The sequence below is a fragment of the Paenibacillus glucanolyticus NBRC 15330 genome, from assembly GCF_004000885.1.
GTDB lineage: Bacteria > Bacillota > Bacilli > Paenibacillales > Paenibacillaceae > Paenibacillus_AQ > Paenibacillus_AQ glucanolyticus.
Window position 1 is genome coordinate 22,354 of record NZ_BIMC01000025.1, and the last position, 23,189, is coordinate 45,542.

21 protein-coding genes and 1 riboswitch are annotated in these 23,189 nt (G+C 51.8%); all 21 genes read left to right on the top strand.

Features of this window, described 5'->3' with window-relative positions; translation table 11 throughout:
• The first annotated feature begins 17 nt into the window (after positions 1–17).
• The 21 genes from PGL02S_RS24795 (at position 18) to purN (ending at position 23,125) form a co-directional block, all read left to right on the top strand.
• The gene (locus PGL02S_RS24795) at positions 18–716 is read left to right on the top strand and encodes a response regulator transcription factor (RefSeq protein ID WP_036640891.1); all 699 of its coding nucleotides are present in this window, start codon (positions 18–20) and stop codon (positions 714–716) included.
• Positions 713–1,693 (top strand): sensor histidine kinase, encoded by a 981-nt coding sequence (locus PGL02S_RS24800; RefSeq protein ID WP_036640890.1) that lies wholly within the window; start codon positions 713–715, stop codon positions 1,691–1,693. The genes PGL02S_RS24795 and PGL02S_RS24800 overlap by 4 nt, the downstream gene beginning before the upstream one ends.
• 371 nt (positions 1,694–2,064) lie before the next feature.
• On the top strand, positions 2,065–2,835 hold the full coding sequence (locus PGL02S_RS24805) for an ABC transporter ATP-binding protein (RefSeq protein ID WP_036640888.1): 771 nt from the start codon (positions 2,065–2,067) through the stop codon (positions 2,833–2,835).
• Positions 2,810–4,738 carry an ABC transporter permease gene (locus PGL02S_RS24810; RefSeq protein WP_036640887.1) on the top strand — a complete coding sequence of 643 codons (1,929 nt, stop codon included), beginning with the start codon at positions 2,810–2,812 and terminating at the stop codon, positions 4,736–4,738. The genes PGL02S_RS24805 and PGL02S_RS24810 overlap by 26 nt, the downstream gene beginning before the upstream one ends.
• Before the next feature lie 90 nt (positions 4,739–4,828).
• The gene (locus PGL02S_RS24815; RefSeq protein WP_051449226.1) at positions 4,829–5,650 is read left to right on the top strand and encodes an MBL fold metallo-hydrolase; all 822 of its coding nucleotides are present in this window, start codon (positions 4,829–4,831) and stop codon (positions 5,648–5,650) included.
• Positions 5,651–5,944: 294 nt separating this feature from the next.
• A complete protein-coding gene (locus tag PGL02S_RS24820) occupies positions 5,945–6,613 on the top strand; it encodes a sigma-70 family RNA polymerase sigma factor (protein WP_063455986.1) in 669 nt (222 codons plus the stop codon).
• Between the two features lie 427 nt (positions 6,614–7,040).
• Positions 7,041–8,207 (top strand): bis-aminopropyl spermidine synthase family protein, encoded by a 1,167-nt coding sequence (locus PGL02S_RS24825; RefSeq protein ID WP_036640930.1) that lies wholly within the window; start codon positions 7,041–7,043, stop codon positions 8,205–8,207.
• A gap of 62 nt (positions 8,208–8,269) precedes the next feature.
• The gene (locus tag PGL02S_RS24830) at positions 8,270–10,405 is read left to right on the top strand and encodes a DNA topoisomerase III (protein ID WP_036640886.1); all 2,136 of its coding nucleotides are present in this window, start codon (positions 8,270–8,272) and stop codon (positions 10,403–10,405) included.
• Positions 10,406–10,508: 103 nt separating this feature from the next.
• Entirely contained in the window at positions 10,509–10,646 is a 138-nt protein-coding gene (locus PGL02S_RS28405; RefSeq protein ID WP_006208278.1) for a hypothetical protein, read from the top strand.
• A gap of 223 nt (positions 10,647–10,869) precedes the next feature.
• The gene (locus PGL02S_RS24835) at positions 10,870–11,133 is read left to right on the top strand and encodes a DUF1294 domain-containing protein (protein ID WP_036640885.1); all 264 of its coding nucleotides are present in this window, start codon (positions 10,870–10,872) and stop codon (positions 11,131–11,133) included.
• Positions 11,134–11,262: 129 nt separating this feature from the next.
• Positions 11,263–11,697 carry a universal stress protein gene (locus tag PGL02S_RS24840; RefSeq protein ID WP_036640884.1) on the top strand — a complete coding sequence of 145 codons (435 nt, stop codon included), beginning with the start codon at positions 11,263–11,265 and terminating at the stop codon, positions 11,695–11,697.
• A gap of 564 nt (positions 11,698–12,261) precedes the next feature.
• Positions 12,262–12,363, top strand: a riboswitch (purine riboswitch).
• Between the two features lie 190 nt (positions 12,364–12,553).
• Positions 12,554–13,039, top strand: a complete 486-nt coding sequence (gene purE / locus PGL02S_RS24845) for a 5-(carboxyamino)imidazole ribonucleotide mutase (RefSeq protein WP_036640881.1) — start codon at positions 12,554–12,556, stop codon at positions 13,037–13,039.
• Positions 13,036–14,223, top strand: coding sequence for a 5-(carboxyamino)imidazole ribonucleotide synthase (purK, locus tag PGL02S_RS24850; protein WP_036640880.1), 1,188 nt, complete (start codon positions 13,036–13,038; stop codon positions 14,221–14,223). The genes purE and purK overlap by 4 nt, the downstream gene beginning before the upstream one ends.
• Positions 14,224–14,226: 3 nt before the next feature.
• Positions 14,227–15,522 (top strand): adenylosuccinate lyase, encoded by a 1,296-nt coding sequence (gene purB, locus PGL02S_RS24855; protein WP_006208283.1) that lies wholly within the window; start codon positions 14,227–14,229, stop codon positions 15,520–15,522.
• A 272-nt stretch (positions 15,523–15,794) separates the two neighbouring features.
• Positions 15,795–16,685: a phosphoribosylaminoimidazolesuccinocarboxamide synthase gene (locus tag PGL02S_RS24860; RefSeq protein WP_036640879.1), complete on the top strand. Its 891-nt coding sequence runs from the start codon at positions 15,795–15,797 to the stop codon at positions 16,683–16,685.
• A 49-nt stretch (positions 16,686–16,734) separates the two neighbouring features.
• Complete coding sequence (gene purS / locus PGL02S_RS24865; RefSeq protein ID WP_006208285.1) at positions 16,735–16,980, top strand: phosphoribosylformylglycinamidine synthase subunit PurS; 246 nt, start codon at positions 16,735–16,737, stop codon at positions 16,978–16,980.
• A 4-nt stretch (positions 16,981–16,984) separates the two neighbouring features.
• On the top strand, positions 16,985–17,674 hold the full coding sequence (purQ, locus tag PGL02S_RS24870) for a phosphoribosylformylglycinamidine synthase subunit PurQ (RefSeq protein ID WP_036640878.1): 690 nt from the start codon (positions 16,985–16,987) through the stop codon (positions 17,672–17,674).
• On the top strand, positions 17,652–19,895 hold the full coding sequence (gene purL / locus PGL02S_RS24875; protein WP_036640877.1) for a phosphoribosylformylglycinamidine synthase subunit PurL: 2,244 nt from the start codon (positions 17,652–17,654) through the stop codon (positions 19,893–19,895). The genes purQ and purL overlap by 23 nt, the downstream gene beginning before the upstream one ends.
• Positions 19,880–21,358: an amidophosphoribosyltransferase gene (gene purF, locus PGL02S_RS24880; RefSeq protein ID WP_006208288.1), complete on the top strand. Its 1,479-nt coding sequence runs from the start codon at positions 19,880–19,882 to the stop codon at positions 21,356–21,358. Before purL ends, purF begins: the two co-directional genes overlap by 16 nt.
• A gap of 115 nt (positions 21,359–21,473) precedes the next feature.
• Positions 21,474–22,514: a phosphoribosylformylglycinamidine cyclo-ligase gene (gene purM, locus PGL02S_RS24885; protein WP_036640876.1), complete on the top strand. Its 1,041-nt coding sequence runs from the start codon at positions 21,474–21,476 to the stop codon at positions 22,512–22,514.
• Positions 22,514–23,125, top strand: a complete 612-nt coding sequence (purN, locus tag PGL02S_RS24890) for a phosphoribosylglycinamide formyltransferase (protein WP_036640875.1) — start codon at positions 22,514–22,516, stop codon at positions 23,123–23,125. The genes purM and purN overlap by 1 nt, the downstream gene beginning before the upstream one ends.
• The last annotated feature ends 64 nt before the right edge of the window (positions 23,126–23,189 follow it).

Below are 23,189 nucleotides of genomic sequence, written 5' to 3' on the forward strand. Positions count from 1 at the left end.
CACGGAGGGAGAGCCGGATGTACAAAATCATGGTCGTAGAGGATGACCCGAAGCTGGCGGGGTTGCTGCAATCGCATATCGAAAGGTACGGCAACGAAGCGATTATTGTTGAGGATTTCGATCAGGTGCTGGAACAGTTCCAGGAGCTGAAGCCGCATGTGGTTCTGCTGGATGTGAATCTGCCGAGCTTTGACGGATACTATTGGTGTCGTCAAATTCGGTCGTTATCCACCTGCCCCATTATTTTCATATCTGCCAGAAGCGGAACCCCGGATCAATTAAGAGCCCTTGAGAACGGAGCGGACGATTATATTACGAAGCCATTTGCCTACGATATCGTCATTGCCAAAATCCACAGTCAGTTGCGGCGCGTATATGGCGATTATGCAGCAGCATCCGCCGAACGTACGGTGGAGAAGGACGGGCTTGTCCTGTATCCCGAGCGAATGGAGATGAGTTTGGACGAACGGACCTCCGTTCTCACGAAAAAGGAAACGATTCTCCTCGAGACGCTGCTGAGCCGGAGTCCCCGACTTGTCACGCGCGAGACCATTCTGGAGAAGTTATGGGATGATACTTTTGTTGATGATAATACGCTCAGCGTCAATATTAACCGGGTACGGAAACGGCTTGCCGAGCTGGGCATTGAGGATGCCCTTGAAACGGTCCGCGGCTCGGGATACCGACTTCATACGGTGTGGAAGAGGCAGTCATGAAAAAGCTGTTCTGGCGAGAGCATCTGCCGCTGATTATGTTCACGCTTGCAGCGCTGTTTGTGGTGCTGCTCGTCTTTTGGTATGACGGTTATGATCATCCGGTAACAGCTGCCTATGCGGTTTTTCTTGGTTTAACCATACTGGGGGGATACTTGGCTTTCCGGTATTTCACGCACCGGGATTTCTATGAGCGGCTGTCACAGCCCATCCGATCGCTGGAGGAATCGATAAAGCATAATGAATCCGCTCCCCTGCCAACCGCTCTCAGCGAGCTTATGGAAGAGCAGTACCGTCAATACCGCACGGTCATGGAGGAGTGGGAGCGACGGCGCAAAGAGCACATGATTTTCATGAATCAGTGGGTGCATCAGATGAAAACGCCGCTCTCGGTCATTGAGATGATCACGCAGGAGGACGATAACGATTCGTTCAAGAGCATTTCCGAGGAATCCGACCGAATCCGGCGGGGGCTTGAGATGGTGCTGTATATGTCCAGGCTCGAAACTTTCGAGCAGGATTTCAGCGTAGAGCCGGTACATCTGAACCAGATAGCTGTCGACGCGGTTCATGAGAACAAGCGCTTCTTCATCCATAGTCATGTATATCCCGAACTGTTGGTGGATCCAGACCTTATGGTTCAGACGGATGCCAAGTGGCTGCGGTTTATTATGCTGCAGCTGCTCTCCAATGCCATTAAATATTCTGCCGGTACCGGATTCAAGGTGACGATTCAAGCCCGCCGCTCGGAGGATGGCCGTCATGTGATGATGGAGATCACGGACCGGGGAATGGGAATTCCAAAGTCCGATATGAACCGGGTATTCGACCCGTTCTATACCGGGGAGAACGGCCGCAAGCTGAAGGAGTCCACAGGCATGGGCTTATACCTCGTCAAGGAGGTCGTCCAGAAAATGAACCACCGGATTGAGCTGGAATCCGAGCCGGGGAAAGGCACAACCGTGAGGCTGATTTTCTAGGGATGAGGCTTATTTCATTGATCGCGTTATTCTCGTTAGAGATGCAGCTGCGGGAAGATCAAGCATGATACTGTTCCGCTCTGCGCCCCGGATTTGTCATATCGAGGTTGTACTGGAGCCATAGCAAGCCATAGCATACAAGCTGTTAAGCTAGGAGCCTTATCTCGGGGAAATGCCTTCGGTTGAAGACATCTGTCAGAGATAAGGTTTTTTCTTATGGTTAAGTATGTATTGACGTCTTTCAGATTTGGGGAAAAGTGAATCTTACACCGATGTAAGACTGGTGAAAGAGTGATCGATAGGAGAAGGCCGGGGGATGCTATACACTAACCTTACAAGATTACGAAATAACGAGAGTGAGGTTTAACAAGATGGAAATATTGAACGTCCGCAATCTGGGCAAAGTCTACAAGGCCGCGGTGTCCCACGAGGCGCTTTCCAATATCAATTTGAGCATCAACGAAGGGGAGTTCGTTGGCATTATGGGACCTTCCGGCAGCGGGAAAACGACGCTGCTTAACATGATATCCACCATCGACCGTCCCACTTCCGGTGAGATCAGCATTGGCGGGAAAGATCCGTTTCGTCTGTCACAGGATCAATTGGCGATGTTCCGCCGCCGCGAGCTCGGGTTTGTCTTCCAGTCCTTCAATCTGCTTAATACACTGACCGTGAAGGAGAATATTCTGCTGCCACTGGCGCTGGACGGTGTCGATCTGGACGAGATGAACCGACGGGTCGGCGTGCTGGCAGAGAAGCTGGGCATTACATCGATTCTGGATAAGCGGACCTATGAAATTTCAGGGGGACAGGCACAGCGGACAGCTGTAGCGCGGGCGATGATCCACGTTCCGAAGCTGGTGCTTGCGGATGAACCGACGGGGAATCTGGATTCCAAATCCGCGCGCGACGTCATGGAGATCATGGATCGCAGAAACAAGGAAGACAAAGTGACCATGCTGCTGGTCACCCATGATCCGGTGGCCGCAAGTTACTGCAATCGGGTGGTGTTTATCAAGGACGGTCAATTGTACAACGAGATCACGTACGGTGACAGCCAGTCCGCTTTTTATCAGAAAATTATCAACGTGTTATCGCTGCTGGGGGGTTCGGGACATGAATTTTCGCCAGTTCGCCATTAATAATGTCCTGCGCAGCAAGCGCACATATATCGCCCACTTTCTGAGCAGTGCCTTCTCTGTCATGATTTTCTTTACTTATGGCCTGCTCTCGTTTCACCCGCAGCTCAAGGACGGCTTGGTCTCCTCCAGCGGAACCCTGAGCATGCTGGGAACCATGGGCATGACGGTATCCCAATATATTGTGTTTGTCTTTTCATTCTTTTTCCTGCTGTATTCCGTTGGGGCCTTTATCAAGGTTCGGAAGAAGGAATTCGGCATACTGATGATACTCGGAATGTCCCGCAAACAGTTGAATCGGATGCTGTTTATCGAAAATATCTTGATTGGCGCTGCTGCGATCATCGCCGGTATGGGAATCGGCATGCTGTTCTCAAAGCTCATTCTGTTAATCAGCGCCAAGCTGATGGCTGTGGATCAGGGCCTGCCGTTTTATTTTCCACTCCAAGCGCTTGTGATGACGGCAGTGGCTTACGCCGTGTTGTTCTTGCTCATTGCCCTGTTCTCCTCGCTTATGCTGCGGAAGGGGACGCTGCTTGCTCTTGTCAAAGCGGAGGAAAGCCCCAAGCCCCAGCCGAAAGCCTCACCCTGGCTGGCTGTGCTCGCCGTTTTCTTGATTGCTGCGGGATACGGCATGGTTATGGTCTTTGCCATTCTCCAAATTTTCAATCTATTGCTGCTGCTGGGCGGTGTTGTATTGGTCATCACTGGCACGTATTTTCTCTTCACCCAGTTCAGCGTTTATTTCATGCGGTACTTGCAGAAGAGGGAACGATTCTTTTTTCGCAAAACCAACCTGCTGACGGTATCGGAGCTGCTGTACAGAATCAAGGACAATGCGGTGATGTTTTTCCTTGTATCGGTCATTTCGGCATCCGCCTTTACCGGCATTGGGACCACGCTGGCCATTGGGGATCCGGGCTTGTCTGCGATGGAGAACCCTTATGCATACACATATTCCATGTATGACGAGGATGAGGATAAAGGGAATCGGCATCTGGATATCATCAGGGAGGAGCTTAAGAAGGGAGGACTGGATTACAAGGAGGCAGAGGTTACCCCGATTTTCACGGATAACGGGGTTAAGCTGATTAAGCTGAGCGAATATAACGGTCTCATTCAATCGCTGGGTTACCCGGCAGAAACATTGGGCGATCTGGAAGGAATTCTGACTCCGGGAACGGTCTCGGAGAAGAACAGCTACCGCATCGACGGTCCTTTGTCTGATCAGTTCGAGGTATTAAACGGCAAAACCTCAGAAATCGTCAAGGTGCTTAAGGCCGAAACGTTCATTGCGGTACCCGAAAGCTACGGGGAGACGCTGGTTGTATCCGACCGCTTGTACGAGGATGCGCTGCAGGCACAGCAGGACCAAGAATACGGCTATGCGGCCTACCATACATTTTACGTGCAGGATTGGAAGAATACCGGGGACGTGTCCAGATCGATTCTGGAACGTTTTAACGAGAATGAAGACAACAGTTATTATCTAAAATCGTTGTATTTCGATTGGAAAAACGCCCAGCAGCAGAACGGCATCTTACTCATGGTAAGCGGATTGGTTGGCATCGTCTTCTTTACCTTTGCAGCAAGCTTTGTCTATTTTCGCCTATATGCGGATCTTGCGCGGGATGAACAGCAATATCGCATGATTGCCAAGGTCGGTCTCAGTAAAAAAGAGCTTGGCATCATCATCACCAAGCAGCTTGTCATCATGTTCTTCCTTCCGATGCTCATTGCACTGATCCATAGTGGCGTTGCCTTCGTTGCCCTTCAGCAGCTGGTCGACTTCTCCATTGTAGGGCACAGTTTAAAGATTTTTATCTTTTTCCTGAGCATACAGATTATGTATTTCTTTATTACTCGATGGCGTTACCTGGAGCGTCTCAACAAAATGATTCAGTAGCATTCCCCCTGTTTCCTCGTTGAAAAGTGTCAAAACGGGTATGTTATTACAAGAAGCACTTTATAACGAGGATGGGGGCGACTTTTCATAATGAATGATCAGAGTATGTTAAAGACGGGTGCGATAGAGTCTGAAGAGATTGTGCCGGATATCCTTTCTATGCGCACCGTGATGGTGAACATCCAGATGATTGGCCTGCCGAGTTCAGGTGATTGGGTATTGGTGGACAGCGGCTTGGGTAATTTTGAAGATGCGATTGCAGAGGCAGCAGAAAAAAGGTTCGCTCGTCCGCCTGTCTGTATTGTGCTTACGCACGGCCATTTTGACCATGTGGGCAATGTGAAGGCATTGTCGGACCGCTGGGGCGTACCTGTCTACGCTCACCGGAACGAAATGCCGTTCCTGACTGGAGATGAGGATTATCCTCCAGCAGATCCAAGCGTGGGCGGTGGATTAATGGCCCGTGTCGCCCCGATGTATCCTCATAAAGCGATCGATCTGGGCTCACGAATTCGTCCATTGCCCCATGATGGCACGCTGCCGAATCTCGCTGATTGGCGGTGGATTCATACACCAGGGCATAGTCCCGGTCATATCTCCCTGTATCGCGCTACAGACGGCGTTCTTATTGCCGGAGATGCTGTCATTACGGTGAAGCAGGAATCCGCATTAGCTGTCATAAGGCAGGAGAAGGAGCTGCATGGCCCACCGATGTACTTTACACCGGACTGGGACCTTGCAAGGGAATCGGTTCGCCGCCTGGCTGAATTAAAACCCCGGATTCTAATAACTGGACACGGCGTGTCGATGCACGGGGATGAGATGAGGGATTCGCTGGATCGGCTGGCCCGAGAGTTCAACCACCTTGCCGTTCCCGATCATGGACGATACGTTAATAAAGATATGAACTGAATGGGATGGAAATCTATAGGATAGGATTCAGCTTCATGATATGAAATATTAACAGGGTTACGTGGACACCGTTGGGACAAGCTCCCTGCGGTGTTTTGTTATAAATACAAGCAAGTGAAGCTCCGTGTTATGATTTCGTATGGAAACGATGAACGAAAATGTGCAAAAATGAAGGTGTCCACAACATATCCGTCATTTTTTTAATAAAAATTTATTTTTACGTGAACCTAGTTAGACCCTCAGGTATCTAAACTTATAGAAAGCAATGTTATGCAGCAGAGGAGGTCTCGCAATGTGAATAAGAAACCTAATATAGAGCGCGATGTTCAGCTTGCCAAATACGGGGATCGTGAAGCTTTCAGCAGATTGATAAGGGTTTACGAACGCAGCTTATATGGCTTAGCCCGGATGTACCTGAGACAGGATGAGGATTGTGCGGATGCCGTACAGGAAGCGATCCTCAAATCGTTCAGAGCCATTTCTACCTTGAAGGAGCCTGCTTATTTCAAAACCTGGCTGTGCCGCATCCTTATACATGAATGCCTTCAATTGCTGCGCTCCCAGAAGCGGCTGCGAACGGCTGAAACCACGATTAAGGACGTTGATGCCCTTCCGTATGAAGCGATTGAGCTTAAGGAAGCTGTGGCGCATCTGGAAGACGATTTACGCAAGGTCATTCAGCTTCACTATTACAGGGATATGCCGATTCGGCATATCGCCAAAATCGTAGGAGTACCGGAAGGTACGGTGAAATCCCGGCTGCATCGGGCTCGCGGCATTTTGGCGAGCAGACTGGATCCCTCTTCTGAAAGGAACGTGAACCATGACCCGATATTAGGTAAGGAGTTTAGTCTGTATGACTTTGCTCCTATCCCCAATAGGGTCAGCGCGCGGACGGTTCAGACATTCTCCATGCCGATGAGAAATGTGGGGAATGTTAGGGCAACAGCAATAGCTGCGTAGTCGATATGAACAAGCAGTAAAAGCGAAGTATGAACTATTGTATGTTCGGCAGGCTGTGGTCTGCGTGATTCCACTATGAAATTTAGGAGATGTTATGATGTCGGTGTGTGTTCTTAACTAACCAAACTTTATAGACTCTTGACTTGTGCATTTTATTGAAAAAAAGCCCGCTTGATGCGAGGTTTATTTTGCTGTGGCGCAAGGAATGGAGTCAACCTGGTTAAGAACACAACAACCCATCCATTATATATTGACTGTACATAGCTGTGCGATTGGCGCGGCTCCCCGCATAAGGGACAGGAGGTGGACGATGGTTCATGGACTTCTGTCCTTTTGTTCGTTTACTGAAGAAGCGTGTATGGGATCGCGTGTGTTCTTTTTCCAGGGTAAAGGCAAGTCCATTCTCAAGGAAAAGAGCGTGATTCACGTGATCAATTATATAGAGGCTGTACAATCAAGAGTTCGCCTGCAGGAAGGTCCACAGGTAATTGAACAGCTGCTGATAGCGAGTTATATGCGGCCCGGTATTTCCACCAAAGAGCTGGCCCGGCACACTTATCTCCCTGTACCCGTTGCCGCAGCGATCAAGAAGGAGTTTATGAAGGCAGGAGTTTTGGTCCAGGAGCGAGGTGTGCGCTGCACCCATTCAGGGAAGCTGTATGTTGAGCATGAGCTTGGATACGGCGGCTTGGATCAGGAGCTGTATCGGAGCCTTATGGCAGAGGAGAACGATTGGCAGACGGAGCTTTCGGATGTGCTGACAAGGCTCACGGAAATTCTTGAGCTGCGACCGCAGGTTGATGTTCAGATTGATCAGTCCCAATGCACGGTGGAAACCAGTCTGCGAAGGGCTGTTCTGTGTCTGAGGGAGCATAGTCTGATCGGTAAGAACATTATGTGTGTTGGAGACGACGATCTTGTGAGCATCTCGCTCGGTCTGTTGCTTAAACGTCTGTTCCCGAACATGAAGGGTCAAAGAGCGGGTATAACCGTAATCGATATCGATGAGCGATTTCTGCAATTTATAAGCGGCATGGCTAAGAGAGAGGACTTATCGATTGCCTGTCGACGTATCGATCTCAGACAGCCACTACCCAGGGAATGGAGTGGACAGTATGATTGTTTCTTCACAGACCCACCATACACGCTTCAAGGGATGATCCTGTTCTTGTCCCGGGGGATTCAAACGTTGAAAAAAGTAAAGGGAAACCCCATCTTTCTGTCCTTCGCGCATAAGTCTCCTGATGTTACGTTATCCATGCAGCGCGAATTTGTCCGGATGGGCTTGTCGGTGAAACAAGTGCTGCTTCATTTCAATCAGTATATCGGAGCGCAGATGATCGGGAACAGCGGGCAAATGATTGTACTGAAAACAACGGAATTAACAGCGCCGCATATTACGGATTTTTTTGAAGATGAGCTCTATACAGGCGAGGTGAGGCGAACGGTCCGCACCTACAGATGCATTCAATGCGGCGGCGTGCTGCAGGTGGGCATCCAGGGCGATTTCCCCACGATTGAGGAGTTGAAGAACCAGGGCTGCCCGATATGTGCCAGCCATACGTTTGCCTGGCTCGCGAAGCGAACGATCTGATTCATTTTTGTGGAAATAAACGAAGGGAGGTTATAATAAGGGAACAGAGGAAGGGGAGGGCTATGAAAGTATTAGTATTGGCTGAGAAGCCGTCCGTCGCGAAGGAAATTGCCAGAGTGATGGGCAGCCGAGAGAAGCAGAAGAATTATTTTGAAGGACCGAAATATATTGTGACCTGGGCGCTTGGGCATTTGGTCGGTCTTGCAGAACCCGAGGATTATGATAAGAAATATCAGACCTGGGTGCTGGAGGATTTGCCGATCCTGCCGGATAACACCAGGCTTAAAGTGCTTAAGGAAACCAGCCACCAGTTCAAGACGGTGCAGCATCTGATGAAGCGCCAGGATGTCGGGGAGATGATCATTGCTACCGATGCCGCCCGCGAAGGGGAACTGCTTGCACGCTGGATTCTGAAAATGGCGAAGTGGAACAAGCCGTTCAAGCGGTTATGGATTTCTTCCCAAACCGATAAGGCAATCAAGGAAGGGTTCGCATCGCTAAAGCCTGGACAGCAGTTTGATCGACTGTATGAGTCCGCACGCTGCCGGGCGGAAGCCGATTGGATGGTTGGCCTTAATGTGACGCGTGCGCTTACGACCAAATTCAATGCTCAGCTATCGGCCGGCCGGGTTCAGACGCCAACGCTCGGAATGATCATGGATCGTGAGAAGGAGATTGTCCATTTCCGCTCCCAAGAGTATGAGACACTGCAGGCCGATCTGGGAAGCTTCGAGGTTTCGTGGCGTCCGGCGGGCGGAGACGGTCGTCTGTTTGAGAAGGATAAGGCCGCGAAGCTGAAGTCGAAGCTGGAAGGCAGCACCGGGAAAATCACCAGCGTGAAGAAGAGCGAGAAAAACGAGCCGCATCCGCTGGCTTACGATTTGACCGAACTGCAGCGGGATGCCAACCGCAGGTTCGGGTTCTCGGCCAAGCAGACCTCGAATGTGCTGCAGCGCCTGTATGAACAGCATAAGCTGGTCACTTACCCGCGTACGGACAGCCGCTATCTGACATCCGATATGGTGGGGACGTTGAAGGAGAGATTGTCGAGCATTGCGATAGGACCTTATGCATCCCTTGCACGTCCATTGCTGCGCAAAAATATATCGCCAGGCAAACGGGTCGTGGATGATAGCAAGGTAACGGACCATCATGCAATCATTCCAACCGAGCAAACCGTGCTGCTTAACCAGTTATCTGTTGATGAGCGGAAGCTGTACGATCTCATCGTTCGCCGCTTCATCAGCCTATTCTATCCTCCTGCCCGGTACGATAACGTATCGGTAACCGTGCAGATTGAAGGGGAGCTGCTCTACGCGAAAGGGACAACGATCAAGGACAGCGGATGGCGTGAGGTCTATGGCGGCGATTATGATGATGACGGCGATGATGAGCCTGAGGATGCTCAGGGTGCCTCCTCAGGCAAACTCCTGCCTGAACTGAAGGAAGGAGAGACGGTGAAGGAGGTCCGCTGCGTGCTGAAACCGGGACGGACACAGCCGCCCAAACGCTACAACGAGGCGGCACTGCTCTCACAGATGGAGAAGCACGGTCTTGGAACACCTGCGACCCGGGCGGACATCATTGAGAAGCTGGTCAGCTCCGACACCATCGAACGCCAGGGGCAATCTCTGCATCCGACAGGTAAAGGCAAGCAGCTGATTGAGCTTGTCGCTCCAGAGCTGAGAACACCGGAGCTTACGGCACGCTGGGAGGCTGAGCTGGAGCGGATCGCGAAGGGGCAAGGCAAGCCGGAGCCGTTCCTGCGCGGCATTCGGGACATGACCAAGAAACTGGTCACCGACGTTAAGGGAAGCGACGCGGAATATAAGCCGCATAATGTCTCGAACAGCCACTGTCCGGACTGCGGTACAAGGCTGCTGGAGAAGAAGACCAAGCGCGGCATGCTGCTGGTTTGCCCGAGCGAAGATTGCGGTTATAAGCGTTCCGGTGAGAAACGTCTGTCAAACCGTCGCTGCCCGCAGTGCCATAAGAAGATGGAGATGAAAGAAGGCAAGGCGGGAATGTTTGTGCAGTGCCTTGGCTGCGGCATTACCGAAACGCTGAAGCAGGACGCCAAGCATGTGAACAAACGGGAGGAACGGAAGCTCGTGCAGCAATTCAGCAAACAGGAGTCGATCGGTTCGAATCTGGGCGACCTGTTGAAAGCAGCTCTTGAACAGAAGGGCAAGGAGTAGTCGACTGTTTATGAGACCTCAGATGCTCGAAATGCTTTTTTCTTGTCGCTGTTAGCATAACCTCCGGCGCAATGGCCCATTCTACGGACAGGAGGTGATTTGCATGCCGAATCATAAAGCGAGAAAAACCGAAAATCAGCAGAACAAATCAAGCATTCTTGAGGAGAGTAAAACCCTCAAACCGAAAAAGGCTGCAGACTATGTTCCAAGCCTGAACGAAATACCCAAGAATGAATCTTGAGCTTTGTCGAATGATTCGATGATCTTAGTTGTCATTGTGCTGGGCATCGGGGAGTCGGTTCTTGCCGGCAAACCGGTGTCCTCGTGATGGCATTCGCGAATGAGCGGCGGCAGGGCTCATTAGCCGGGCATTGTCTTCATTAGCCTGCGGTTTTATAATGATGGTAGAACTAATGGCTGATTGAGCAGCATCGATCAGTTGAAATGGGGGTGCGTGAGCCAACGTGAGACCTGCACTGATCGTTTGGTTTATTTTTATCAATGCGGTAGCCTATCTGGTCATGTCCGAGGATAAGCGGCGTGCCCGGTTGGGACGGGATCGTGTTCCGGAGAAAACGCTCTTTCTGCTGGCTGCAATTGGCGGTGCCTTGGGCGTATGGATTGCGATGTACCGCAAACGTCACAAGACACGGCATTTATCTTTTAAAATCGGAGTACCGCTGTTATTAATCGTGAACGTTGCGCTGTACACGTACTTCTGGGGTTGAAGTCGGATTAGCCTGGGTTTTTACATAAGGGGACAGCCGAACAGCAAGTCAGTTAGCTCGTTTCATAGGGGTATGAAGTTGTTTAATAATAAGTAGTAGGTCTTTTAACAACAGAAAGAGGTGGCCTGTATGCTTTTTACTAAAATTCTTCTAGCTTACGACGGCTCCAAGGCAGCAAATAAAGCACTCGGACGTGCGGTTGAACTTGCGAAGGTAACGCCGGGAGCTACGCTGGATGTCATTCATGCTTACGATTTTCCGCGTTTTTTCGTTGGGGAAGGGCTAGCTCCGATTCCAGCTTCACTCAATAAAGATGTTTATGATCTTGCCGTGCAGACGACTGAGGAGATCCGCGAGCGGATTGAGAATTCTGGCGTGCCTGGTCAAGTGGAGATGATTCAGGGTCCACCGGCTGAAGTTATTCTGGAGTATGCAGATCAGAACGGCAGTGACCTGATTGTTATCGGCAGCCGCGGTCTTGGCGGTATTCGCGAGTTTGTGCTCGGGAGTGTCAGCCATAACGTGGTGCAGCATGCAACGGTTCCGGTATTGGTCGTGAAATAATGTTGTTGGGGACGCTGAGAGCGTCCCTTTTTTAATAAAGATAAGACAGTATAAACGTCAGAGGCTTTCCATTCTTATCTCGCAAGATAAACTCCCCCCAGATGTCGGATGATAAGATTTCGACACTCGCCCCCATCTTTCGTGTAAGTAACTACAATTAAAGAGCAGAATACGGTCTTATTTTATTCTGCGATAATACTAATCCCTTACCCTCAATGCAGCAGCAAAAAAATCTCCATTGAATATGCTCCAGCGGAGCGGACGAATCGTTGATGGAGAAGCGAAGCGTTCGCCTTTAAACACGGGAAACATCCCTATATTGTTTAATCCAGTTTCCCGTGTTTAACAGCGATTGGAATTACGATGCGTCAGCACAGCGCTGCATCGCGCACAATGTTGAGCGTGCCCTAACGGCTAATAACCGTTAGCTGTCTTCATTGCTCACTCGCTAGATACGAACATTATTTTTTATGCAAATCTGATTGTTCGTGTTTAGGTTGACACTGGGTGTCAGAAATTGATAAACTGAGGATGTTGAGGTTCAAAATAACTTATGAAGCGTGATTGATGAAATTTAATATTTCTCGTATAAAACCGGGGATATGGCCCGGAAGTCTCTACCCGAAAACCGTAAATTTTCGGACTACGAGGGAATACAAACGGTGCGGCAACAACGGGGATTGACTTCATGTTTGCCTCTTTGGCGGCGGATGCGCATGACTCTTCTGCTTGTAGCAGCAGCGTTCGTAATCCTTGTATGTCCGAGACCTGCACAGATTTTGTGTTTACGGGATCGGACTTTTTTTTCAGTGGTCAGCAACGAATTGTCGAATTTCGATGAAAGCGGGGGTAACTCATGTCAGCACAAGTAGGAGTTATTATGGGAAGCAAATCGGATTGGGATACGATGTCCCATGCATGCGAGGTGTTAGACGAGCTTGAAATTCCGTATGAGAAAAAAGTCGTATCTGCTCACCGCACACCGGACCTGATGTTCCGTTATGCCGAGGAAGCGGAGGGCCGGGGGCTTCGCGTCATTATCGCCGGAGCTGGTGGAGCCGCGCACCTGCCTGGCATGGTTGCATCAAAGACGGTATTGCCGGTCATCGGCGTTCCGGTTAAATCCAAAGCGCTGAAGGGTCTGGATTCATTGCTGTCGATCGTACAGATGCCAGGGGGCATTCCGGTAGCCACCGTAGCCATCGGAAAAGCGGGGGCCACTAACGCTGGACTTCTCGCAGCTCAAATACTGGGTACTTCGGATGCAGGGATTCGTGAAAGAGTGCAGGCGCGTCGTGACCGAATTCGTGACGAAGTGCTGGAAAGCAGCAATAACATATGATGGAGAACGGAACACAGCAGACAACCGGATCCGGTAAAAAGCTCTTGCCTGGTTCCGTCATTGGCGTTCTGGGCGGCGGCCAGCTTGGACGAATGATCGCGCTGTACGGCATCCGGATGGGTTATTCGTTCGTCACGCTGGACCCGGCGCCGAACTCGCCGCTCGGTCAGATGGCTGAGCAGATTACGGCAGGTTACGATGATGTTGAAGCTGCACGTCAATTGGCAGAGAGTGCTGATGTCATTACGTACGAATTCGAGAATGTCGATGCGGGCGTGGCCAAGCTTCTGGAGGAGCAGTCTTATGTTCCGCAAGGAAGCAAGCTGCTCTATATCACGCAGCACCGTTTGCGTGAGAAGGCGGCAATTGAAGCCGCGGGCGTGCCGGTTGCGCCGTATCGTGAGATAACAAGCCTTACAGATTTGCAGTCCGCCGCCACTGAGCTTGGACTTCCGTGCGTGCTTAAGACCGCTACGGGAGGTTATGATGGTAAAGGGCAGGCGGTTCTCCGCAGCGAGGATGAGCTGGAGTCGGCTTACAGGGAGCTGGCAGCCAGCGGAACGGAGCTCGTATTGGAGAAGTTCGTGAAGTTTGCGTGCGAGATTTCCGTGATCGCTGCACGCACCCCAAGCGGTATTGTGAAGAGCTTTCCGCCGGCAGAGAACGTGCACGTCAACAATATTTTGCACTTGTCGGTTGTACCTGCGCGCGTGCAAAGCGACGTTCAGCGCAGGGCCTGTCAGCTCGCGGAACGCGTGGCTGAAGGCTTAGGAGCGGTTGGCCTGCTGGCCGTGGAGATGTTTGTGACCGAGGATGGCGAGCTGTATGTGAACGAGCTTGCACCACGTCCGCACAACTCGGGCCACTACACGATGGAGGCTTGCTCAACTTCCCAATTCGAGCAGCATGTGAGAGCCATATGTAATTTGCCGCTCGGAGATACCACGCTGCTGAGCCCGGTTGTTATGGTGAACGTGCTCGGCCAGCATCTGGAGGAGGTCGTGCAGCGCTTCGGGAATGAGGATACGCTGGCAGAGTCTCTGGGTGTTGTGCCTAAGCTTCATCTGTACGGCAAGAGCGAGGCGAAGCTTAACCGCAAGATGGGACATATCAACCTCTTGTGCGGGGATGTGGATGCCGCCCTGGAATGGATAGAGAAAACGAATATTTGGAGGCAGGATTAAACGATGATTGAACGTTACAGCAGACCGGAAATGCGAGCGATTTGGACCGAGGAGAACAAATTCAGAGCGTGGCTGGAAGTGGAACTGTGCGCATGTGAGGCATGGGCAGATCTTGGCGTCATTCCGAAGGAAGACACCGTTAAACTTCGCCAGAATGCGACTTTTGATATGGATCGGATATATGAGATTGAACAGGAAACGCGCCATGATGTCATCGCCTTTACCCGCGCGGTATCGGAGAGCCTGGGCGAGGAACGCAAATGGGTCCACTACGGATTGACTTCGACGGACGTGGTGGATACCGCGATGGGGTATCTGCTCAAGCAGGCCAACGATATTTTGGAGCAGGACATCCTGCGTTTTATCGGCATTTTGAAAGAGAAGGCACTGGCCTACAAACATACCCCGATGATGGGCAGAACGCATGGCGTTCATGCAGAACCTACAACGTTTGGTCTGAAAATGGCGCTGTGGCATGAAGAGATGATCCGCAATCTGGAGCGCTTCCGCCATGCGGCTGACGGCGTGCAATACGGCAAAATCTCGGGGGCAGTCGGAACGTATGCCAACATTGATCCTTCCGTAGAAGAATTCGTATGCCGCAAGCTCGGCACGAAGGCAGCGCCGATCTCGACCCAGACGCTGCAGCGTGACCGTCATGCGGAATACATGGCAACCCTGGCACTCATCGCTACATCGCTTGAGAAGTTTGCAACTGAAGTTCGCGCATTGCAGAAGAGTGAGGTTCGCGAAGTAGAAGAAGCATTCGCTAAAGGTCAAAAGGGTTCCTCTGCGATGCCGCACAAACGCAATCCGATCGGTTCGGAGAACATCTCGGGCCTGGCGCGCGTCATTCGCGGTCACATGGTGTCCGCCTACGAGAACGTGCCGCTCTGGCATGAGCGGGATATCTCCCACTCCTCGGTAGAGCGCATCATCCTGCCGGATGCGACGATGCTGCTGAACTACATGCTGAACCGCTTTGGCAACATCGTGAAGAACCTGACGGTATTCCCGGAGAACATGAAGCGCAACATGGCTCGCACCTATGGTGTTCCCTTCTCGGGCCGAATCCTGACGAAGCTGATCGACAAAGGCTTCAGCCGCGAGCAAGCGTACGATACCGTTCAACCGCGCGCTATGCAGGCATGGGAAGAGCAGCGCCAATTCCGCGAGATCGTGGAAGCCACGCCTGAGATCACCGAGGTGCTCAGCGCTGAGGAGATTGAGGATGCATTTAATCCAAGCTGGCACCTGAAGCATGTGGATACGATTTTTGCCAAGCTGGGGCTGGAGTAAGGATGTCGGTATAAGAAGTTCTACAGCGGAGAAGGCGGAATTGTTTTGTAGAAGCGATAGCGGTCCCCTTTGTCCCCGGATTTTAACCTTTGAATCATATTCATGGAAATCTGGGGGCAACAGGGATCGGAAAAACAATCCGCATTCGTAGTGATGAACAAGCTAAAGATCTTTAGTCCACATGATACTGAGCATTCTATTTTTCATCCGACAGAAATACAGGGAGCGACAGTCTCAGATTGAGATATACGTCGCCCCAAGGGGAGGAACACATGACATTACCGGCATTATCGACCGCCACTCATCTGGTCAACGTACCGCTGCTGTACAAGGGCAAGGTGCGTGAATTGTACGACCTGGGGGAGCATGTACTCATCGTCGTCACCGACCGCATTTCCGCTTTTGACTATGTGCTGGAGCCGCCTGTACCGGCCAAAGGAACCGTGCTGAACAAGCTGAGCGCTTTCTGGTTTGGGCAAACGGAACAGCTTATCAGCAATCATGTCGTGCATACGGACGTGAATCTCCTGGGTGATGCCGTCAAGGATAAGGCGCTGCTCGATGGCCGAATCATGGTGTGCCGCAGAGCCGAGCGCATCGATATCGAATGCGTCGTCCGCGGATATATTACCGGCGGCGGCTGGAGGCAGTATCAGTCCACGGGCGAGATTAACGGGATTAAGCTGCCGGAGGGCCTGCGCAAGAATGAGGCTTTTCCCGAGCCGATCTTCACGCCGGCTGCCAAGAACGATGTCGGTCATGATGAAGATATTTCGCTTGATCGGATGCAAGAGCTTGTCGGTGAAGAGCTGGCATTGCAGCTGAAGGATCGCAGTCTCATGCTCTACAAGTTCGCCCGCGACTATTGCAGCAAGCACAGCATTATTTTGGCAGATTGCAAATTTGAGTTCGGTTTGATCGATGGAGAGATCGTGCTGATCGACGAGATTTTTACGCCGGATTCCTCCCGTTTCTGGGATGTGAACCATTATGCGCTCGACATTGAAATTGACAGTATGGATAAGGAGCCGGTGCGCACGTACCTCGCTTCGTCCGACTGGGATAAGAACAGTGAACCGGGTCCCCTGCCGCAAGCCGTGGTGGAGGAAACAACACGCCGCTACACTGATATTTACAGCCGAATCACGGGTGTCAGCTTGTAAGCTTTTATAAACCATTTCATTCATATATACCGAGGAGGAACAGGAAACAATGTTGAAAGCAAAGGTCTACGTCACGATTAAACAGAGCGTATTGGACCCTCAAGGGGTAGCGGTACAGGGTGCACTTCATTCAATCGGATATAAGGAAGTAGAGAGTCTTCGCATCGGTAAATATATGGAGCTTGAGCTGGGTACGGATAACCGTGAGGAAGCCGAGCAGCGTGTGAAAGAAATGTGCGAGAAGCTTCTGGCCAATACGGTGGTTGAGAACTACCGTTATGAATTGGAGGGCTAAACCGATGAGATTTGCAGTGCTGGTCTTTCCTGGCTCGAATTGCGACATTGACTGTTATAAGGCGGTAGAAGAGACGATTGGTCAGCCGGTGGATTACGTATGGCATACGGCAACCGATCTTTCCCCATATGATTGTATTTTGGTACCCGGCGGATTCTCCTACGGAGATTATCTGCGGTGTGGTGCGATTTCCCGGTTCGCCCCGGTTATGAATGAAGTGGCGAAGGCGGCGGAAGAGGGCAAGTATATTCTTGGCATCTGCAACGGATTTCAGATTTTGACGGAAGCGGGACTCCTTCCAGGGGCTCTGCGCCGCAACGATTCGATGAAATTCCGCTGCCATGACAGTGTGCTGAAAGTGAACAATAATACGACGCCATTTACGCGCGATTATGCAGAAGGACAAGAGATTGTTATTCCGATCGCCCATGGTGAAGGCAACTATTACTGTGATGAAGAAACGCTTCAAAAGCTCCGGGACAACCGGCAAATCGTATTTACGTATCAAGACAATCCGAACGGCTCGGTAGAGGATATCGCAGGCATCTGCAACGAGCGCGGCAACGTAATCGGCATGATGCCGCATCCGGAGCGCGCGGTGAGCAGTCTGCTCGGCTCGGATGACGGCAAGGCAATGTTCACATCCATATTACAGGCATGGAGGGATACTCATGGCGCAGCAAACGTCCGTTAAGGAACCGACAGCAGAACAGATCGCAGAGTTTCAGATTTACAAGCAGATGGGAGTTTCGGACAGCGAGTATGAGCTGATCTGTTCCTTCATGGGACGCAAACCGAATTACACGGAAATCGGCGTGTTTAGTGTCATGTGGTCCGAGCATTGTGCTTATAAAAATTCCAAGCCGCTTCTTCGCCGCTTCCCGACAAGCGGTCCGCGCGTCCTGATGGGACCGGGCGAAGGCGCAGGGATCGTGGATATCGGCGACAACCAGGCGGTTGTATTCAAAATCGAAAGCCACAACCATCCGTCTGCGGTTGAGCCTTATCAAGGCGCAGCAACGGGTGTGGGCGGCATTATACGCGATATTTTCTCTATGGGGGCAAGACCGGTTGCGATCCTGAACTCGCTTCGCTTCGGCAAGCTCGAGAGCGATCGCGTGAAATATTTGTTCGAGCACGTTGTATCCGGTATTGCAGGTTATGGCAATTGCATCGGAATCCCGACGGTAGGCGGCGAGGTTGTATTCGATGAGAGTTATGAAGGCAATCCGCTGGTCAATGCGATGTGTGTCGGCATTATCGACCATGACAAGATTCAGCGCGGTGTGGCAAAAGGGGTAGGCAATCCGGTCTTCTATGTTGGACCTCCAACCGGACGCGATGGCATACACGGCGCGACCTTCGCTTCCGTTGAGCTGACGGAGGAATCCGAAGCGAACCGTACGGCCGTTCAGGTCGGCGATCCGTTCATGGAGAAGCTGGTCATGGAATCCTGCCTGGAGCTGATCGATTCCGGCATCGTGCTGGGCATTCAGGATATGGGCGCGGCTGGACTGACTTGCTCCAGTGCGGAAATGGCAAGTAAAGCCGGCAATGGTCTTGAACTGTACCTGGACCAGGTGCCTCAGCGTGAAGAGGGCATGACGCCTTATGAAATGATGCTGTCGGAATCCCAGGAACGGATGCTGTTCGTGGTAGAGCCGAAGGATGAAGCTCAAGCTCGCGAAATCTTCGACCGGTGGGGCGTGATCTGTGCCAAAGTCGGCAAGGTAACGGACGATGGCCGCCTGAAGCTGATCCACCATGATGAAGTGGTGGGCGACATGCCGGTGAAAGCACTTGTTGACGAGTGTCCGATCTATGATAAACCATCCCAGGAACCGGCTTACTATAAAGAGCAAGCGGCCGTGGATACACTTCGTTATGAAGAAGTGAAGGATTTGGGCGGTGCCCTTAAGAAGGTGCTGGGCTCACCAAGCCTTGCAAGCAAAGCATGGGTATACAATCAATACGACTACATGGTTCGTACCAGCACGGCGGTTCGTCCGGGTTCGGATGCCGCTGTCGTGACGGTTCATGGAACACGCAAAGCGCTGGCGATGACAACGGATTGCAACGGCCGTTATGTCTATCTCGATCCCGAGCGGGGCGGCAGAATTGCGGTCAGCGAAGCTGCGCGCAATATCGTATGCTCCGGCGCAGAGCCGCTTGCCATTACGGATAACCTGAACTTCGGCAGCCCGGAGAAGCCGGAAATATTCTGGCAGATGGAAAAAGCCGTTGACGGCATGGCCGAGGCTTGCCGCGAGCTCGGAACTCCGGTCATTGGCGGTAATGTCAGCCTCTATAACGAGAACACGAAGGGCGCGATTTACCCGACGCCGGTTGTCGGTATGGTCGGTCTGATCCATGATACGGATCATATTACGACACAAGCTTTCAAGGCGGAAGGCGATGTGATTTATCTGCTGGGCGATACCCTTGCAGAACTGGGCGGCAGTGAGTTCCAAGCGGTTGTTCATGGGGTGTCGGAAGGCAGACCGCCGAAGCTTGACCTCGGTACCGAGAAGAAACTGCTTGACGGCGTACTGAAGGCGATCCAATCCGGTCTGGTTCAATCCGCGCATGACGTGTCGGAGGGCGGCCTTGCAGCAGCACTCGCCGAGAGCTGCATCAGCGGCAATGTCGGTGCAACGGTCGAATGGTCGACCGAGCTTCGCAGCGATGTGGCGCTGTTTAGCGAGAGTCAATCCCGGATCGTGCTGTCGGTATCGGCTGATCATAAGAACGCGCTTGAGAAGCTTCTGCAAGAAGCCGGCGTACCATTTACGGCACTTGGTTTCGTTGGCGGAAGCAAGCTTAGCATTAACATTAACGGTGCTTCTGCGCTGGAAGAATCCGTGGAGGCTTTGAAATCCGTCTGGGAGGATGCCATTCCATGTCTCATGAACTGATGCCCGAAGGACTGTGGACAGGGGATTACTACAATGAGGGAACAGGTCAGAGCGATATATTTGATACATTAAAAGAAGAGTGCGGCGTATTCGGGGTGTTTGGGCATCCCGATGCCGCCTCCCTTTCCTATTACGGGCTTCACGCCCTCCAGCATCGCGGGGAGGAAAGCGCAGGGATCTGCGTGGCCGATGGTGAGAACTTCAATTATCACCGCGGCATGGGGCTTGTGAAGGAAGTGTTTGACAAGGATAAGCTGGAATCGCTGAAGGGCGGGATGTCGATCGGGCATGTCCGTTATTCGACCAGCGGCGACAGTCGGCTGACGAATGCGCAGCCGCTTGTCTTCAAATACCGTGAGGGCAATCTGGCGATTGCCACGAACGGCAACATCGTGAATGAGCCGAAGCTTCGGCGTGAGCTGGAGATGGAGGGCTCCATTTTTCAGACGACGAGTGACACGGAAGTTATTGCGCATCTGATTGCACGATCGCCCAAGGATTTTGTCGAGGCAGCCAAGGATGCATTGAAGCGACTGGTCGGCGGATTCGCCTTCCTGCTCATGACAAACGACAAGCTGCTTGTCGCTTCGGACCCGAACGGACTCCGTCCGCTGACGATGGGACGTCTTGGCGATGCGTATATCTTCACGTCCGAGACGTGCGCGCTTGAAGTGATCGGGGCGGAAGCCATACGTGATGTCGCTCCAGGGGAGCTTCTTATTCTGGATAGAAACGGTCTGCGTGAAGAGCGTTACACGGAAGCCGGCCGCAAAGCGCTATGCGCAATGGAATACATCTATTTCTCCCGTCCGGACAGCGATCTGAACGGTTCAAATCTGCATTCAGCCCGTAAACGGATGGGCAGCAAGATGGCGTTGGAATCGTTCGTGGATGCGGATGTGGTCACAGGCGTGCCAGACTCCAGCATTTCAGCTGCGATTGGTTATGCCGAACAGACGGGCATTCCGTATGAGCTCGGATTGATCAAGAATAAGTACACTGGACGTACGTTCATCCAGCCGAGCCAGGAGCTGCGCGAACAGGGCGTGAAGATGAAGCTGAGCGCTGTACGGCGCGTGGTGGAAGGCAAACGCGTAGTGATGATTGATGACTCCATCGTGCGAGGTACGACGTCCCGCCGGATCGTCAACCTGCTTCGTGAGGCAGGCGCTACCGAAGTGCATGTGCGGATTACGTCGCCGCCATTCAAGAATCCTTGCTTCTATGGTATCGATACACCGGATCGCAGAGAACTGATTGCATCTGAGAAAAGCGTCGAGGAGATTTGCCGTGAGATCAATGCGGACTCCCTGTCGTTCTTGAGCCCGGATGGACTCATATCTGCTATTGGCGGTTATGATGAGCACAGCCATAAGGGCGGCTTGTGTATGGCGTGTTTTGACAATGATTACCCGACACAGATTGATTTTAACGGGGAAGAGAAAATGGGCTGCAGCTGCTAGAATTGCAGCGGACAGCCGTTTTCTTGGGAAGACCCTTTAAGCTGATTATTGATTAAGGCCATAAATGTTGTGTGAACGGATACTTTCGTCATAACGAAAAAGGAGTGTTGAGCGCGTGTCTGATACTTACAAACAAGCAGGCGTGGATATCGCAGCAGGCAACGAAGCGGTAGAGCGGATGAAAAAGCATGTCAAAACGACTTTCCGACCGGAGGTCATGACAGATCTGGGTGGTTTTGGCGCACTGTTCAAGCTGAATAAAGACCAATATGAAGAGCCGGTACTCGTCTCAGGCACGGATGGCGTCGGCACAAAGCTGAAGCTCGCATTTGCGATGGATCAACACGATACCATCGGTATCGATGCAGTGGCGATGTGTGTGAACGATATTGTGGTGCAAGGCGCAGAACCGCTCTTTTTTCTCGACTATTTGGCGTGTGACAAGGTCATTCCATCCAAGATTGAATCCATTGTCAAAGGAATTGCTGACGGCTGCAACCAGGCCGGCTGTTCGCTGATCGGCGGCGAAACCGCGGAAATGCCGGGGATGTACAGTGAAGGCGAGTATGACATTGCAGGCTTTACCGTCGGGATTGTCGACAAAAGCAAAATGATCAACGGGTTGAATATCGCAGCGGGTGACACGGTGATTGGACTTGCTTCTAGCGGCGTGCACAGCAACGGCTTCTCGCTTGTACGCAAGCTGCTTCTGGAGGATGCGGGCTATTCGCTGCAGCAAGAGATTCACGAATTGGGAGGACGCCTTGGCGACGTGCTGCTCGCGCCAACCAAAATCTATGTGAAGCCGCTGCTTGGTTTGTTGAACGAGATCGAAGTGAAGGGCATGGCGCACATTACGGGTGGCGGATTCATCGAGAATATTCCGCGCATGCTGCCGGATGGCGTCAATGTCGACATCGAATACGGCGCTTGGCCGATTCTGCCGATCTTTAAGCTGATGCAGGAGAAAGGCAAGATTTCGAACAAGGATATGTTTACGACATTTAATATGGGAATCGGCATGGTTCTTGTCGTTAAGGAACAGGATGCTGACGGGACGCTTCAATTCCTTCGTTCCGCTGGCGAAGAGGCTTACGTGATCGGCCGAGTGACGGAAGGCGAGCGTATCGTAACCTTCACGGGAGCTGAGGTTTAATGAGTCCGTTTCGCATAGCCGTTTTTGCTTCCGGGAAGGGCAGCAATTTTCAGGCATTGGTGGATGCGCAGTTAAGCGGTGCCTTGGGCGGCGATATCTGCATTTTGGTATGCGACAAGCCGCAGGCTCCCGTGGTGGAGCTGGCGGCAGCGGCGAATGTGGATACCTTTGTATTCCAGCCGAAGGAGTATGCCTCGAAGGAAGAGTATGAACGGAATATTGCAGTAGAGCTTCAGCAGCGCGGTGTCGAATTGATTGTGCTTGCAGGATATATGCGATTATTAAGTCCGTCCTTTGTGGAGTTTTACAGCGGCCGAATCATCAACATTCATCCTTCTCTGCTGCCTGCTTTTCCCGGTAAAGACGCGATTGGACAAGCGCTTGCCTATGGTGTGAAATTGACCGGAGTTACCGTTCATTTCGTGGATGGCGGCATGGATACCGGGCCCGTTATTGCCCAGAAGGCCGTTGAGATCAAGGAAGGCGATACCGCGGAAGTGTTGGCGGAGCGCATTCATCATGTGGAGCAGAGGCTGTACTCGGAGGTCGTATCCTGGTTTGCTCAGAGGCGGATTTCGCTGAATGGGCGGAATGTGACGATTGCGGAATAGCCTTTTGTAATAATAGCGGACAAGGTCTTGCGGCGAATCGACATGTTCGATATTTCTCGGGAAA

Bases quoted from the DNA above. Each gene is read 5' to 3' on its own strand.
- PGL02S_RS24810 (WP_036640887.1), top strand. From the start codon at position 2,810: ATGAATTTTCGCCAGTTCGCCATTAATAATGTCCTGCGCAGCAAGCGC.
- PGL02S_RS24860 (WP_036640879.1), top strand. From the start codon at position 15,795: ATGACATTACCGGCATTATCGACCGCCACTCATCTGGTCAACGTACCG.
- purK (WP_036640880.1), top strand. From the start codon at position 13,036: ATGATGGAGAACGGAACACAGCAGACAACCGGATCCGGTAAAAAGCTC.
- PGL02S_RS24815 (WP_051449226.1), top strand. From the start codon at position 4,829: ATGAATGATCAGAGTATGTTAAAGACGGGTGCGATAGAGTCTGAAGAG.
- purS (WP_006208285.1), top strand. From the start codon at position 16,735: ATGTTGAAAGCAAAGGTCTACGTCACGATTAAACAGAGCGTATTGGAC.
- PGL02S_RS24800 (WP_036640890.1), top strand. From the start codon at position 713: ATGAAAAAGCTGTTCTGGCGAGAGCATCTGCCGCTGATTATGTTCACG.
- PGL02S_RS24830 (WP_036640886.1), top strand. From the start codon at position 8,270: ATGAAAGTATTAGTATTGGCTGAGAAGCCGTCCGTCGCGAAGGAAATT.
- PGL02S_RS24795 (WP_036640891.1), top strand. From the start codon at position 18: ATGTACAAAATCATGGTCGTAGAGGATGACCCGAAGCTGGCGGGGTTG.
- purQ (WP_036640878.1), top strand. From the start codon at position 16,985: ATGAGATTTGCAGTGCTGGTCTTTCCTGGCTCGAATTGCGACATTGAC.
- PGL02S_RS24805 (WP_036640888.1), top strand. From the start codon at position 2,065: ATGGAAATATTGAACGTCCGCAATCTGGGCAAAGTCTACAAGGCCGCG.
- PGL02S_RS24840 (WP_036640884.1), top strand. From the start codon at position 11,263: ATGCTTTTTACTAAAATTCTTCTAGCTTACGACGGCTCCAAGGCAGCA.
- purF (WP_006208288.1), top strand. From the start codon at position 19,880: ATGTCTCATGAACTGATGCCCGAAGGACTGTGGACAGGGGATTACTAC.
- PGL02S_RS28405 (WP_006208278.1), top strand. From the start codon at position 10,509: ATGCCGAATCATAAAGCGAGAAAAACCGAAAATCAGCAGAACAAATCA.
- purN (WP_036640875.1), top strand. From the start codon at position 22,514: ATGAGTCCGTTTCGCATAGCCGTTTTTGCTTCCGGGAAGGGCAGCAAT.
- purE (WP_036640881.1), top strand. From the start codon at position 12,554: ATGTCAGCACAAGTAGGAGTTATTATGGGAAGCAAATCGGATTGGGAT.
- purB (WP_006208283.1), top strand. From the start codon at position 14,227: ATGATTGAACGTTACAGCAGACCGGAAATGCGAGCGATTTGGACCGAG.
- purL (WP_036640877.1), top strand. From the start codon at position 17,652: ATGGCGCAGCAAACGTCCGTTAAGGAACCGACAGCAGAACAGATCGCA.